The following is a 14,361-nucleotide window of genomic DNA, read 5'->3' on the forward strand; positions in this document are numbered from 1 at the left end:
TATGCAAGACTTAAAAAAAGGCAGATTGATTATTGCTTCAAACAGACTTCCTGTTATATTGAAAAAATCTATTGACAGCAGCTACAAATTGAGTCATGCATCCGGAGGGCTTGTTACAGCCATGACACCGGTGTTGAAAAAATATTCTGGAGTATGGGTTGGCTGGGCAGGAAACTATTTAGAAGAAGATGTTGGGGTCAATGAACTGCTAAAAAAAGAAGAAAAAGATTTAAATTATAAGTACAGACCTGTAGATATAAGTTTGAATGATTATGAACTTTATTATAAAGGATTTTCCAATGAAACACTCTGGCCGCTTTTTCATAATATGCCTGGCTACTGTACATTTAAACTAAACTCTTATAAAGCATATCAAAAAGTAAATAAGATATTTGCTATTACGATTATGAAAAATCTTATGGCAGATGATTTCATATGGATTCATGATTATCATTTGATTAATACAGCTATAGAGTTGAGAAAAAGTGGTATAAAAAACAATATGGCTTTTTTTCTTCATATTCCTTTTCCTCCCTTGGAGACTTTTAACCGTATGCCATGGCGCGTGGAGATTATAACTGCACTGTTGTCATACGATTTGATAGGCTTTCATACAGAGCTAGATAAGAATAATTTTTTGGAAGTTATTGAAGCATTGATAGAAGATGCTGTTTTTTATGATAAAGAGCTTGATATAACTACAGTTGTAAGTAAAAACACGAGGCACAAAGTCGGAGTCTTTCCAATCAGTATAGATTATAATGAATTTTCTACTCAAGCTGAAAGTAAAGAGGTTACAAGAATTACCAATGACATAAAGAGCAGCTATGCAGGAGAAAAATTTATTTTAGGAATAGATAGGTTAGACTACAGCAAAGGAATACCACAAAGACTTAGGGCATACAGGTCGCTTCTGGCTAAAAACCCGAAATTGAGAACAAAAATTAAATTGATGCAGATTATGATACCGAGTCGAGAAGATATAGACAAATATTCAGAGCTTAAAAGTGAGATAGAAGAACTCATAGGTGAGATAAACGGCAAGTTTAGCCAACTTGGATGGATTCCTATTCAGTACAGCTACGATTCATTAAGCAGAACAGAACTTCTTGCTTATTATAGAGCTTCTGAGATTGCTCTTGTTACTCCTTTAAAAGATGGGATGAACCTGATAGCCAAGGAGTACTGTGCTGCAAATATAGACAAAGACGGAGTGTTGATACTCAGCGAGTTTGCAGGGGCTAAATGCCAGTTTAAAGATGATGCACTCATAGTTAATCCATATGATGAAGAGTCTGTCGTCAATACTATTAAAAAAGCTCTCTCTATGAAAGCTCAAGAAAAGCGAAAACGGATGGAAAATATGCAAAATAATATTAAAAAGTTTGATGTTTTTTGGTGGGTTGACTCTTTTTTAAAGGCTGTAAAAAAGTAGACCATTCAAGATATCAGAAGAGACTTTCGGGGCTTCGGAGGCAATATTGATGAGGGTGTGTGGTATTAGTCAAGTAAAGAAATCTTAGAAAGAAATTTCTCTTTGTTTAGATAATATACATCAAAGTCATCCGCAATAAATAGCTTGCCGTCATAGTTGCACTTTATTTCATTATATATTGTATCTACATCTAAAGTATTATTTTTGTTGTATCGTGGATTTATATGGTTGGCGATTAGATTTTTTATGTTCTTTTTTTGAGCTGTGACACCAAGATCTTTTGCTGTGGTGTGCATAACCTTTTTTTGCAAGTTATCGTATACTTCTTGAGTATAGGTACACTCATGTACCAAGAGATCAAGATTTTGTAGATAATTGCCTAAAATATCAGGCTTGGAGTTGTCGCCGGCTATAATTGCAGACCTTCCGTATATCGTCTCAAGCATTAATTCTTCAGGCTCAAACTCTCTGCCTTCAAAGGTGATTCTTTTTCCTTTTTTTAATTCGCCGCAAAGAGGTGATGCTTCTAGTCCGGCTTTTTTTAGTTTTTCTTCATCAAGTTTATTGCTGATATCGTTTTCTTTGATATAAAAAGCTGAACTATCTTTAGAGTGGACAAGGGGCAAGATTTTTAGTGAAAATTTCTCAAATTCAAACTCTTGCTCATTAGTATATTCAATGATATTTAGGATATACCCAAGATTATCCTCAGAAATATCTACAGCACATTCTAAAAATTTTTTAATTCCTTTTGGACCGTAAATGCTTAGAGGGTTTAAAGCCATATCAAGCTTTTTTGTAGAGATTAGTCCCGGCAAACCATAATAATGGTCTCCATGCATATGTGTGATAAAAATAGCATCTAGTTTTCCTGTGTGTAATCTGCTTTGCATAATCTGGCGCTGTGTGCCTTCTCCGCAATCAAAAAGATACCATTTGTTATCTTGGTCCAGCTCCAATGCCAGAGCAGACACACTTCTATCTCTTGTCGGTTTTCCGGCACTTGTACCTAAAAATGTAAGTTTCAACGACTACTCCATGCAAAAATTTATAAAGTGGCGAGCTTTAAGTATTCAAACTTAGTATGTATCACTCAAAATGAGACAATAGCTTGCTTTTGTCAATTTTTGTTAAATCTGCCGGTATATTTTTCTTTAAAATCTTTTTGATCTGAGAATCTAACTTTTCGTTTAGTTTGTTATTGTCTGCTTTTGGAAAGGCGAGATGCCACTGAGGCGGTGACTCTTTTTTGATAATTGAAGCAATGTCATTGCTGATTTGTTTCAATATGCTGTTCTTTTTTTCAATTTCTGCATTATGAGATTCACCGGATGAATTACCCAATCTGCCTGCTTTATCACTCATTTGCTCGGATATCCTACTGTGTGCCGCAATATAGTCAATATCAAAAATAAGTTCCGCTACTGTGGATTCTTTTTCAGTTCCACGATGTTGCGCATGACTGACTTGCATACTCTCATGTCTGTCAACTCTTTTTATATTAGAAATTCTATATGCTTTTAGCTGCCCAAGGTCACCGACAACTATTATATGTCCGTTAAAATTCATGATAAACTCCTATTTCGTAGTTATTATACATATGATACTACTTATGAGCTTAAAATTTTTTAACACAAATAATACCTCTTTTTACCAATAGTTAAAACTTCGCTTTTGACTTGATTTTGCAAAAGCTTAAAATTTCTGCCAATTTTAAAATGACATGTAATGTATGATGATTATTTCTTATCTAAATCACTTATTTGATTAAAAAGATTATCGGTTGTAATGGTGAAAGAAGATGATATATCTACTTCCGCACTCTGTAGTGCTTGTGCTGTCCAGACATTGCATGTTTGAAATATATGGTATTTTTTACTTGAGAGATAGAAAAAGCTGTTTGGAAATAATCCGTCGGAGAGCACTATGGATTTGGAATCCTTTTTTGCAAAAGAGCTGTCTATAAATGTTAAAAGTTTTGTAAAAGCTTCTATGGATATGCTTATTTTTACCACATTCTCTTTTGAAAAAGTGCTTAAATCATGCATGCTGAGTGCTCTGACATGTAAAACACTCGAAGTAGGAATAAGCGCTGCTTTTAATGTCATCCAAAGTGATGGGTCTGAACTTTTGTAAAAATCCTCATCTCCCCAGCCGACTTCTATATATTTGTGCTTTTTAAAAAAAGGATCAACTTTCCATGCAGAACTATTTATGTCAATCATTCTCAGAACAATACCTGCATGCCATCCATGATTTACAACAAAGATATCTCTTTTGTCGTCTGCAAAAATAGAACTGGACAGGAGCAAAAATATGATCACAACTGCTGTTTTTAAAGTCTGCATATGCACCTCTTAACCACAATTATACCATCTGTATTGATTTTTTAAAACTATTTAACTTTGTTACAATTACTTGGAATATATCAGTTGATATTATGTATTATTGTTAGATAATGACAAACGAGGTATACAAAATGAAACGATTGCTGATATTAACTTTATTACTTTTTTTGTCAGTGGAGCTTTTAGCTAATACTTCTACAATTATAAAACTGCAGATACAAGGTGCTATAGGTCCAGCTGGCAGTAGTTACATTAAAGAGGGTATGGCTTATGCAGCGGGTCAAAATGCACAGGCAGTATTAATAGAGTTGGATACGCCGGGCGGCCTATCTACATCAATGCGCGAGATGATTCAAGAAATTACAAATTCTTCAATTCCGGTCATTACATATGTTTATCCAAAAGGTGCACATGCTGCTAGTGCCGGAACTTATCTTCTTTATGCTTCCCATATAGCAGCTATGGCACCAGCAACTAATCTTGGTGCTGCAACTCCTGTGCGCTTAATGCCTTCTTCTGCAAAAATTGAAGACTCAAATACAAGTACGACATCTACTCTTGAGAAAAAAGCAGTCAATGATGCTATTGCCTATATAAAAAGTTTGGCCGAGCTTAATGACCGCAATGTAACATGGGCTATATCTGCTGTTAAAGAGTCTAAAAGTTTATCTGCCGAGGATGCATTGAAGTATGGTGTTATTGATATTGTTGCCGAGGACATTAAAGAGTTGCTAGATAAACTTCAAGGCAAGATAGTAGTTATATCCGGTAAGAATATCACACTTAAAACCGAGGGTGCTATTATAGAGTTATACGAAGCTGATTGGAAGACACGCTTTTTGTCTATAATTACAAATCCAAACATTGCATATATATTTTTACTGCTTGCAATATATGGTATCTTCTTTGAACTTATGAATCCCGGTGCGATAATTCCCGGAGTTATTGGAACTATATCCGGAGTGATTGCACTTTATGCATTAAACATGATACCCTTTAATTATGCAGGCTTACTTTTAATACTTTTAGGCATTGTATTTATGATATCAGAAGTATTTATCGCAGGATTTGGAATTTTAGGTATAGGAGGTGTTATCTCCTTCGCCTTTGGCTCGTTTTTACTGTTTGATGCTGATACGCTTGGCAGCAGTGTCTCTATCCCTTTAATCATTGCTTTTAGTGTTTCAAGTCTAGCTTTTTTTATTTTAGTCGTGAGACTCTTTGTAAGCTCAAGGTCGGCCAAAGTAGTCTCAGGTGAAGAGGAGATGATTGGCACCACAGCAGAGGTAATCAAATCCAATGATAGTGGTTATTTAGTACATTGTCACGGTGAGACATGGAGTGCAACAAGTGAGACAAAGTTGTCGGTCGGGCAGAGTGTTCAGGTTGTTGAATTATCCGGTCTTATTTTAAAAGTTAAACCAATTGAGGAGTAAAAGATGTTTATTGATTTACCATTTACAGGAATATACATAGTTGTATTTGTCATTGTTTTTTTAGCAATGGCTATTCGTATTTTAAGGGAGTATCAACGCGGTGTAGTTTTTACACTTGGGCGTTTTACAGGGATAAAGGGACCTGGGCTTATTATATTGATTCCATTTATTCAACAGATGGTCAGGGTTGATCTTCGTACTATCGTTCTTGATGTTCCCACTCAAGATGTTATCTCTCATGACAATGTATCAGTACATGTCAATGCTGTGGTATATTTTCGTGTTATAGACCCTCAAAAAGCTATTATTCAGGTGGAAGATTTTTATACAGCGACAAGCCAACTTGCTCAGACAACCCTGCGCTCTGTACTTGGTGGACATGAGTTAGATGAGATGCTTGCTGAGAGAGAACGACTTAATCATGATATTCAAGAAATCCTTGATAAACAGACTGATGCATGGGGGATTAAGATATCCAATGTTGAGATTAAGCATATAGACCTTGATGAGAGTATGGTTCGTGCTATTGCTAAGCAGGCTGAAGCAGAGCGTGAGCGCCGTGCAAAAGTTATTAATGCAAAAGGTGAAGTTGAAGCCAGTGAGAACATACTTTTAGCAGCCGAGAAACTTTCTCAAAATGATTTAGCAATACAGCTTAGATATCTTCAGACAATGAGTGATATTTCTAGCGATAAAACAAATACACTTGTTTTCCCGTTTCCGACAGAGTTTAGTAAGTTTTTTAAGGGTGCTTAAAATAGCAATCTGCCAACATTACTGATGAATTTTTTTATTATCTTTTGGGTGAGAAAACTCTCTTAGTGTCTTGGAGAATTTTTCCAAATGTGCCACGACCATGCCGTTAATAGATTTTTTTGGAAATTTTCCTTTTTTATCTGCTTTGCCAGCTTCGATACCTGTTAAAATTGAAATCCCTTCATCAATGGACTTAACAGCATAAATAGCAAAACTGCCTTCTTTAACTGCCTCGACTATTTCAGGTTTTAGCATAAGATGCTTTACATTTGTGTGGGGGATAATGACACCATAAAAAGCTTTTGAATTCTTTTTCATACAGATATCAAAAAACCCTTCTATCTTTTCATTTACACCGCCGATTGGCTGAATCTCACCAAATTGGTTGACGGAACCCGTAACGGCTATATTTTGCTTTATGGGTACCTCACAAATAGATGATATGATAGCATAGAGTTCTGTTGATGAGGCACTGTCACCCTCTATCATCCCATAAGACTGCTCAAACGCTAAAGATACTGATAGGCTCAAAGGAAGCTCTTTTGCATATTTAGACCCAAGATAGGCACTCAGTATCATGACTCCTTTTGAGTGGATAGGACCACCTAGTTCTACTTTGCGCTGGATATCTATTATCTCACCTTTACCAATGCGACTTCTGGCAGTTATGCGTGATGGGATACCAAACTGATGACCGCCAATAGATATGTAGCTTAATGCATTTATCTGACCGACTTTTTCACCGCTTACATTTATCATGATGGTGCCTTCGTCTATCTGTTCATACAACTTTAACTGAATGCGGTTTTTACGCTCTATTTGACTGCTTAATGCTTTTTCAATATCATCTTTTTTAATCGATTTGTGCTTTGATTTTTTCGAGTAGTAATCAGCCTCTTTTAAAAGGTCAGCAATCGTACCGATGTGAGTAGAAAACTTCAAGCTGTGTGAGACATCTCGTGAACTCTGCTCTATGACTCTTGCAACAGCCTCAGCATTAAGTGGAAGTAGTTCGTTGTTTTTAGCGATTGTACCAATCATCCTTGCGTATAAGTCAAGATTTTTATCATTGCGCGGCATCTCATCTTCAAAGTCGGCATTGACTTTAAAAAGTTCTTTAAAATCAGGATCGTAATGGTATAAAAGATAGTATATTATTCTTTCGCCTATCAGAACAACTTTTGTATTAACGGGGATTGGTTCAGGTTCCAAAGAAGTAGTGCTGATTAGAGAGTACTCTTGTGCCATCGACTCTATTCGTATCTCTTTAGCGCGTAAAACTCGCTTTAGACCTTCGTATGCAAAAGGCTTCATAAGCAGCTTTCTGGCATCCAAAACCAGGTAACCACCACTTGCCTTGTGTAGTGCGCCAGGTTTTATCATGCTAAAGTCTGTAACAAGCGTACCAACTTGTGAAATATGTTCGACTTTACCTATAAGATTTTGATGAATCGGATTATCTTCGTATATTACAGGTGCTGATTTATTATTGTTTTGTGAAATAAAAAGATTTACTCTGTATCTGGCAAAAGAAGGGGTGTAAAATTCACGCATAAAAGGAGGAACGCTAATATCATCTGTTTTAGCTAAAAAGTCTTGTACATTATGTATTACATCCTCTTGCAGTGCATCAATATAGCTTACAATCTTTTCATAATTTTTGTATTTCAGTCTGACTTCATCTATGAGTGATTCTACAGCCTCTTGTGTAGTCTTTTTGTCTAGTTCTTTAAACTCTTTTAATATAGCTTTGTTTAGTTCACCCACTTTGTGCAGCTGCTCTTTTACAATGGCCTCAAAATCAGTCATCTTTTTTTTGATATTTTCTTTTTGTTCGCCTTCTATAGCCTGAAACTCTTGAGCAGATAGTTTTTTACCATCGACGATTGGTACAAAAGTTACGCGGGAAGGCGATGAACTATTCATAGCAACATCGTAATTTTTTGCTTCTTCTTGCAGGTAAGTAAAAATGCTTGTTTGTAAATCAATATATTTTTGGTCTATCAACTCCCTCTCATTTCGGTAGTTGTCACTTTCAAAAACTGTAGGCAGGATAGATTTTAACATGTCTATTAACTCATCTATATCATCTTTGAACGAGTATGCTTGACCGGCCGGTAGTTCTATCGCCACCGGCTTTTGATTATCTTTAAAGTTGTTTACATAACACCAATCACTTGGAGCTGCTTCAGATTTTGCTTTTGCTTGTAAAAAAGTCATTACAGTGGAGTGCTTACCACTTCCTGATGGACCCATGGCAAATAAATTATAGCCGTCTTGCTGGATATTTGTACCAAAATCAACTGCTTTTAGAGCATTTTCTTGACCTATAAATTGTTCTAGTGGTTCTAATTCTTTTGTAGTTTTAAATGAAAAAAGTGAAGTATCACATGTATTATATAGCTGTGAAGACTCTAGAGACTTAAGCATATTACCCCTTTGAACAATCAATAAAATATATTTAATCTAGGTTTATGAAAAATTATACCTCTACTTTCAAAAATAGAGCTTAAATATGCTTACAAGTTTATACAAAAAGTTATTCAATATTAATTTGTATTATTTAACTAGAATATAATAATGTAGAAATATTTACTAATTGTTAATTATAAATTATTAATATTCGTTTTAGGTTGTACGAAGTACAATCAGGTATAAATGTAAAAGGAGTTTATTATGTTTTTAACTAAATACGATCCATTTAAAGAATTAAGAGAGTTGGAGAGAAAAATCTCTGTCGGTTTTCCTTCCTTGAGTGAAGAGGGTGAATTATCTGGTTTTTCACCGGTTGTAAATACAAGAGAAGGTGAGTTCGCATACCATATAGAAGCAGATTTGCCAGGTGTAAAAAAAGAGGATATCTCTGTTGAGACAAAAGATGATATTTTAACTATCTCCGGAGAAAGAAAGCATAAAAAAGAGGTGCAAAAAGATGACTACTACAAGTTAGAGAGTAGTTATGGCAAGTTTCAAAGAAGCTTTACACTTCCAAAAGGCGTTGACGCTGAGAATATAAAAGCTTCATGTGATAACGGTGTTCTTGAAGTGACTATTCCAAAGTTAACCACAAAAAATGATAAGAAAAAAATTAAAGTTAAGTAAAGTAAACTCAAGGCGCGAGAAAGTTCGTGCCTTATTTTTTATTTAATGATTTACTTTTCTACCTATAGCTTTTTCAACTGAAGCTATTTTAGTTTTTAGTCTGTTTTTTGTATTTTTTCTGATATCAAATTTCAGAGATGAGTATACTCGCTCACAATCTTTTAGTTGTTCATAAGCCAGTTCTATAATTGCTAAGGCTTCTTTCATAGTTTTTGTTTCAACTACGGTTCCCATCGGTGTTAATTGGTATGCAACACCAGACTTGTCTATAGCATCTATTACCTTGCTGACTTGCGCAGATACAGAAGCACCTTCTCTGCCATCAGGCGATGTCGGGAACATACTAAACTCTAATAAAACACTCATTTGATTTCCTTCATTTTTTAATCAATCGTACTAAAAAGTTAGTACTTTGTCACTCTTAATTACCCAATCAGATAAAATCTGCATAGTTGAAGATATTTTATCATCGAAGTAGGGCTCATTTTTGAATATACCGCATCGTGCATTACATGTACCGCATACTTGAAGATTAACTCCATCAGCATACATTTTTTTAAGCATATCTACTAAGTCATAGTCATAACTGTCTGGTTTTGTGGTTTTGTCTCTTGCTAAATCAACTGCATTATTCATTAAAAATATATTTACATCTTCGCCATTTTTATGAAGTGTCTTTGCCAAGCGTAAAGCATTCCAAGTTACATCAGTTCCATCATAGGGCTGGTGGTTTAATATTATAGTTATCATACTTTATTCCCTGAGTTACTTATTTTCAACTTTCTTGTTTTTCTACTTTAAATACTCGTACATGTTGCTTCTCTCAAACTTTTGTGCAAGCATAGGAGCCGTAACTCCTCTAGCATTGGCAATGCTCTTATCAGCACCACTCTCAACTAGTAGAGATACTAAATCTGGCATATCATCCATAATAGCCTCCATAAGAGGAGTCCAGCCAACGCCATCAACTCTGTTAATATCTGCAGCATTTTCAAGTAAAAAACTGACCATCTCTCTTCTGTCTCTCCTGATGGCAATATGAAGAAGAGTCCATCCATACTTGTTTTGAATATTTATGTCATCTAGTTTTTCAACTTCTGTTTTAAAAGCATTAAAATCATTATCATAAACTATTTTTTCAAATTTCTCAAAGGTATTCATTTATTGCCCTTTAAAACATATTGACTATACCGTAGTCAAGTAACTCTTCGTATTGATCTGCCGTTAAAATAGTTTTAACTTTTGTTATACATCTAAGATGTGACTTGGTTAGCTCAGCTCTTAATTTTGCTATCTCATCTACTTTATCAAAAAAACTCTCAGCTTTTACATCGTTGTATTGTAATGCTATGTCACTAACTATTTCAAGCTCAAGTTTTTTGATTTTAATAGCTACTTTTGCCATTTGAGGCATTACTGTTTTTTGAATATTTACTAGTGCAGCTATCTGTTGTTTTGTTAACTCAAGGTTTGAAGAGTTTGAATTGTAAAGTGATAAGCCGACTAAAAAAGGCAGATTTTTAGTTATTAGTAAATAGCCTTTTGGAAAATCTTCTTTTGCTACAAATGGACCTGGATCACCGGCAAGTTTTTCCATTTCAACTACATCAGCAATTGGAGGCGGTAAATTGGGCGCTGCTATGGCGCTAGTTGAGAAAAGTAGAGATACTAATAGAAGGGGAGCGGTTATTTTAAATGATTTCATCATTGTTTTTCCTTTTAATGTTTTACATGTAGCGTGTATTATACATTGGTATATTAAATGATAACTTGAGTTATAGTAGTTTTAAAATCCACCTCAAAAGAGGCGGAGCTTATTTATTGAAATGAAGTTCCACCGTCAACAACGATAGTTTGTCCTGTTAACCAAGATGAGCCATTTTCACACAAGAAGATACATGCACCAGTTAGGTCTGTAGCCTCACCCATACGGCTAAGCGGTGAGCGTTTGACTACTTCACCTTTTACCTCTTCGTAATTAGGAAATGCTTTAAGTGCATCTGTGTCGATTGGACCACCGCTTACAGCATTAACACGGATATTTTTCTCACCAAGTTCAGCAGCAGCGTATTTTACCATTGTCTCAACAGCTGCTTTATTTGTGCCGTGACCCGCATAGTTTGGAGTGTAAACAAGGTTACCTGTAGAACTCATGCTTATTATGCTTCCACCGCCAACTGCTTCCATGCGCTTAGCTGCTTCTTGAGCGCCAACAACAAAAGCTTCAACAGTAGCTGTATAGATGTTGCCAAGACCTTTTGGCTTAAGTCTCATAAATGGAGCAAATCCACCAACAACAGCACGACCGGATATGATTGCATTTGAGATAAAGTAGTCAAGTCTATCGAAGTCTTCATCAAACTCTTTGTACACATCTTTGTAAGTTAACGGCTCCATGATATCTAGTTTATAAGCTTTACATTTTACGCCGTGTTTTGCTTCAATGTCAGCGATAATCTCATTTGCAGTATCTGCATTTGAAGCGTAAGTAAATGCTACATCACAACCTTTTTGGGCGAATGCATAAACGATTGCTTTACCAATACCTCGAGTTCCTCCGCTAACAAATAAAGTCTTGCCTTTCATTGTTTGTCCTGTGGTTTGTTCAGCCATTTTTATAGTCCTTTGATCTCATAATTTTTCATAACTTTTTCGATTTTTTTCATATTCTCAATGCTTGGCGCAAGAAGTGGAAGTCTATACTCTAGAGTTTCTATCAATCCTGCAATATACATAGCAGCTTTTATGGGGATAGGGTTAGCTTCACAAAACATAACCGAGTTAAGTGGGTATAACTTGTCATTTATGGCTTTTGAACCTGCAAAATCACCCTCAAGTGCTAGTTTTACTAATTCACTTTTTAAATCAGGCATTAAGTTTGAAGTAACAGAGGTTATTCCTGCTCCACCGTTTGCTAAAATTGGGTAGTCAATAGCATCATCACCAGAAAATACTTTAAGTTCAGGACGACGAGAAAGAAGTTCAACTGCACGCTCTAGGCTTCCAGTAGCTTCTTTAATTCCATATATATTTTTAACATCATCAAAAAGTCTAATAACAGTATCTGCTTCAATGTCAACAACTGTGCGACCAGGTACATTGTAAAGCATAAATGGCAAATCTGGCACCGACTCAGCAATTGCTTTGTAATGTTGGTAAAGCCCCTCTTGAGATGGTTTTACATAATAAGGTGCAACTGAAAATATAGCATCAACACCACACTCTTGTGCATTTTTTGCAGCGTTTATAGCTTCAGATGTTGAGTTGCTTCCAGCACCTGCAAGAACTTTAGTATTAGTTCCTTTACAAACTTCAACTGCAATTTCCATACATCTTTTGTCTTCATCGTATGACAAAGTAGCACTTTCGCCGGTTGTTCCAACTGGACATACCGCGTTCATGCCGTTATTTATTTGACGTTTGATTAGTGCAGCATAAGCCTGCTCATCAAGTTTCCCATTTTTAAACGGAGTGATAAGTGCTGTTGAAGAACCTGTTACAATATTCATCTAATTACCCTTGTTTTAATAATGCGCAATTATAGCTAAAAAGTTTTAAACGAAGGAAATTAAAATCATTATTGGACATAATTATCAACAATAAATATTATATATATTTACTGAGTTGAGCAAACCTTCAAAGTTTGAGAGCAACAACTCATATGTTTAATAAAATATTACACCAATACAAAAATTAAAACTGTGATTTTTTATCTCTTTTTAAAATATTTTTTGTGCTCCAGTTTAGCAGTTTTAAGTCTGCTTTTACTGCGTTTAGGTGTAAAGAATAAACAAAATCTTCATATCTAGGATCGTTTTCTTTAAACTTACATGTAGAACCGTTTTCTAGTGTCATTAAGCCTTCTTGACCAAATAGCGGGGAGTTGTTTTTAATGTAATATTTTCCAAAATATTCATCGCTCTTAGGTGGTGTCCAAAACTCTTGCCATGTAAAATTTGGACACTCGGGTATTTCTTGTTTTAAAAGATTGAGTGTTTTAGTTGCCGCATTGAAGCGTATCTCTTCTAAAGTCTCACTGTTTGTATCTATCTCATGACAAAGAAGATTATCATGCTGTAGTTCATTTAAAAGACGCTGAGTATCGGGTGCGATATAGTCTATATTGTCTTTTATCATGTGTTTATATTTATCTTTATACTCTTGCATATATGTGACGAGAGGCTTAAGTGTTTTAGGACCGATAACGCTGATAACTGTCGGACCGTGGTAAACAGGCACTACATGTGCAGGACTGGTTATGTCCTCAACCAAATGAATAAGACCTCCGATAAAAAGTAGTTTATTATAATTTTTCTCATTAGACTTTAGCCCATCTTTTAAACCTTGCCACAATCTAATATGTGATTGCTCAACTAAACCTGCACGCGACATGTCTTCTTTGTTGGGATTGTAAAAGTGCCAGTTAAATGGGCGTTTGGCTTTAGAAAAAACCTTTTCTCCCCTTAAAGAGAGCACATCGAATATATTAAATTTCAAGCCTTCATCCATTGCTATGTTTCCAGCTATAACTCTGCTTTTTGCATCTTCGACAATGTCATACATCGTATCACCTGGAAAACATTCATTGTAGATTGTTAGTGCTGTATTTAAGAGTGGTTCATGAACAGTCTTTGCTTCATAGGCTTGAGTATTTGATGAGAGTGCTATTAATGCAGCAACAAAAATCAAATAATTTTTTATCGGTCTCACTTTATTTCCTTAAAAATATAATAAATCTAATTATAAGCAAATTTTGTTTTTTAAGCCATACAAATACAAAATTACTTAGTAATGTGTTAAGTTTTAAAGTTGTGCAAGAGTTGTGTTTGAAGCATAGTTATAAAGATAGGTTTAGTAGGGTGAAATAGCAAAAGGGCAAATAAGCCCTTTTTTAAAACTATCTGCGACCACCGCCGCCACCAGGGCCCATTCCACCGCCAGAGCCCATTCCTTGTCCAGAACCCATTCCGCCGCCAGAATTCATTCTACCGCCTCTTTCAGGTACTTCGTCAGGCATTGAGAGACCACGCTCTTTGGCTCTCTCTTTCATGCGCTCATGATGTTCTTTACGAATTTGTTCTCTCTCTTGCTCATTTTTAGCTGAACGCAATTGATTTCTATGTTTATTACGCTCTTGCTGTGTCATCAGCTCAGAACCATAAACTCGATCAGCTGCAAAAACTGATGTACTTGTTAAAAGCAGGGCAGCTGCCAAAGCAGACACTATGAATGTTTTTTTCATCATAAACTCCTTGTATGTTTTAAAATATTATATATCTTTTAA

Annotated in this window: 16 protein-coding genes; 4 read left to right on the forward strand and 12 right to left on the reverse strand. The window is 35.5% G+C overall.

The window, feature by feature from the left end; all coding sequences use genetic code 11:
* Position 1: 1 nt before the first annotated feature.
* Entirely contained in the window at positions 2-1,435 is a 1,434-nt protein-coding gene (locus OQK60_RS01160) for a trehalose-6-phosphate synthase (RefSeq protein WP_297683249.1), read from the forward strand.
* A 65-nt stretch (positions 1,436-1,500) separates the two neighbouring features.
* Here OQK60_RS01160 and OQK60_RS01165 read toward each other — a convergent pair whose 3' ends face one another.
* The 3 genes from OQK60_RS01165 to OQK60_RS01175 all read right to left on the reverse strand — a co-directional run bounded on the left by OQK60_RS01165 (position 1,501) and on the right by OQK60_RS01175 (position 3,783).
* Positions 1,501-2,463 (reverse strand): MBL fold metallo-hydrolase, encoded by a 963-nt coding sequence (locus tag OQK60_RS01165; RefSeq protein WP_297683251.1) that lies wholly within the window; start codon positions 2,461-2,463, stop codon positions 1,501-1,503.
* A gap of 61 nt (positions 2,464-2,524) precedes the next feature.
* A complete protein-coding gene (locus OQK60_RS01170) occupies positions 2,525-3,004 on the reverse strand; it encodes a host attachment protein (RefSeq protein ID WP_297683253.1) in 480 nt (159 codons plus the stop codon).
* Between the two features lie 170 nt (positions 3,005-3,174).
* The gene (locus tag OQK60_RS01175; RefSeq protein ID WP_297683255.1) at positions 3,175-3,783 is read right to left on the reverse strand and encodes a DUF2459 domain-containing protein; all 609 of its coding nucleotides are present in this window, start codon (positions 3,781-3,783) and stop codon (positions 3,175-3,177) included.
* A 131-nt stretch (positions 3,784-3,914) separates the two neighbouring features.
* Here OQK60_RS01175 and OQK60_RS01180 point away from each other — a divergent pair, with 131 nt between their 5' ends.
* Positions 3,915-5,219 (forward strand): nodulation protein NfeD, encoded by a 1,305-nt coding sequence (locus OQK60_RS01180; protein WP_297683257.1) that lies wholly within the window; start codon positions 3,915-3,917, stop codon positions 5,217-5,219.
* A gap of 3 nt (positions 5,220-5,222) precedes the next feature.
* Positions 5,223-5,975 carry a slipin family protein gene (locus OQK60_RS01185; protein ID WP_297683259.1) on the forward strand — a complete coding sequence of 251 codons (753 nt, stop codon included), beginning with the start codon at positions 5,223-5,225 and terminating at the stop codon, positions 5,973-5,975.
* An 18-nt stretch (positions 5,976-5,993) separates the two neighbouring features.
* Here OQK60_RS01185 and OQK60_RS01190 read toward each other — a convergent pair whose 3' ends face one another.
* On the reverse strand, positions 5,994-8,405 hold the full coding sequence (locus tag OQK60_RS01190) for a Lon protease family protein (RefSeq protein WP_297683261.1): 2,412 nt from the start codon (positions 8,403-8,405) through the stop codon (positions 5,994-5,996).
* A gap of 246 nt (positions 8,406-8,651) precedes the next feature.
* On the opposite strand from OQK60_RS01190, the gene OQK60_RS01195 reads away from it, so the two are divergent.
* Complete coding sequence (locus OQK60_RS01195; protein ID WP_297683263.1) at positions 8,652-9,077, forward strand: Hsp20/alpha crystallin family protein; 426 nt, start codon at positions 8,652-8,654, stop codon at positions 9,075-9,077.
* A 42-nt stretch (positions 9,078-9,119) separates the two neighbouring features.
* Here OQK60_RS01195 and OQK60_RS01200 read toward each other — a convergent pair whose 3' ends face one another.
* From OQK60_RS01200 to OQK60_RS01235, 8 genes are all read right to left on the reverse strand, one after another.
* Positions 9,120-9,443: an MTH1187 family thiamine-binding protein gene (locus tag OQK60_RS01200; RefSeq protein WP_297683265.1), complete on the reverse strand. Its 324-nt coding sequence runs from the start codon at positions 9,441-9,443 to the stop codon at positions 9,120-9,122.
* 30 nt (positions 9,444-9,473) lie between these two features.
* Positions 9,474-9,827 carry a DsrE family protein gene (locus tag OQK60_RS01205; protein ID WP_297683267.1) on the reverse strand — a complete coding sequence of 118 codons (354 nt, stop codon included), beginning with the start codon at positions 9,825-9,827 and terminating at the stop codon, positions 9,474-9,476.
* Between the two features lie 42 nt (positions 9,828-9,869).
* Entirely contained in the window at positions 9,870-10,238 is a 369-nt protein-coding gene (locus OQK60_RS01210; protein WP_297683269.1) for an ankyrin repeat domain-containing protein, read from the reverse strand.
* 10 nt (positions 10,239-10,248) lie between these two features.
* Positions 10,249-10,785: a hypothetical protein gene (locus tag OQK60_RS01215; RefSeq protein WP_297683271.1), complete on the reverse strand. Its 537-nt coding sequence runs from the start codon at positions 10,783-10,785 to the stop codon at positions 10,249-10,251.
* Between the two features lie 110 nt (positions 10,786-10,895).
* On the reverse strand, positions 10,896-11,690 hold the full coding sequence (locus OQK60_RS01220; protein ID WP_297683273.1) for an enoyl-ACP reductase: 795 nt from the start codon (positions 11,688-11,690) through the stop codon (positions 10,896-10,898).
* A gap of 2 nt (positions 11,691-11,692) precedes the next feature.
* Positions 11,693-12,586: a 4-hydroxy-tetrahydrodipicolinate synthase gene (gene dapA, locus OQK60_RS01225; RefSeq protein ID WP_297683275.1), complete on the reverse strand. Its 894-nt coding sequence runs from the start codon at positions 12,584-12,586 to the stop codon at positions 11,693-11,695.
* A 184-nt stretch (positions 12,587-12,770) separates the two neighbouring features.
* Positions 12,771-13,787 carry a hypothetical protein gene (locus OQK60_RS01230; protein ID WP_297683277.1) on the reverse strand — a complete coding sequence of 339 codons (1,017 nt, stop codon included), beginning with the start codon at positions 13,785-13,787 and terminating at the stop codon, positions 12,771-12,773.
* Between the two features lie 187 nt (positions 13,788-13,974).
* Positions 13,975-14,319 (reverse strand): hypothetical protein, encoded by a 345-nt coding sequence (locus OQK60_RS01235; protein ID WP_297683279.1) that lies wholly within the window; start codon positions 14,317-14,319, stop codon positions 13,975-13,977.
* Positions 14,320-14,361: the final 42 nt, after the last annotated feature.

It is taken from the genome of Sulfurimonas sp. (genome assembly GCF_026196735.1).
GTDB lineage: Bacteria > Campylobacterota > Campylobacteria > Campylobacterales > Sulfurimonadaceae > Sulfurimonas.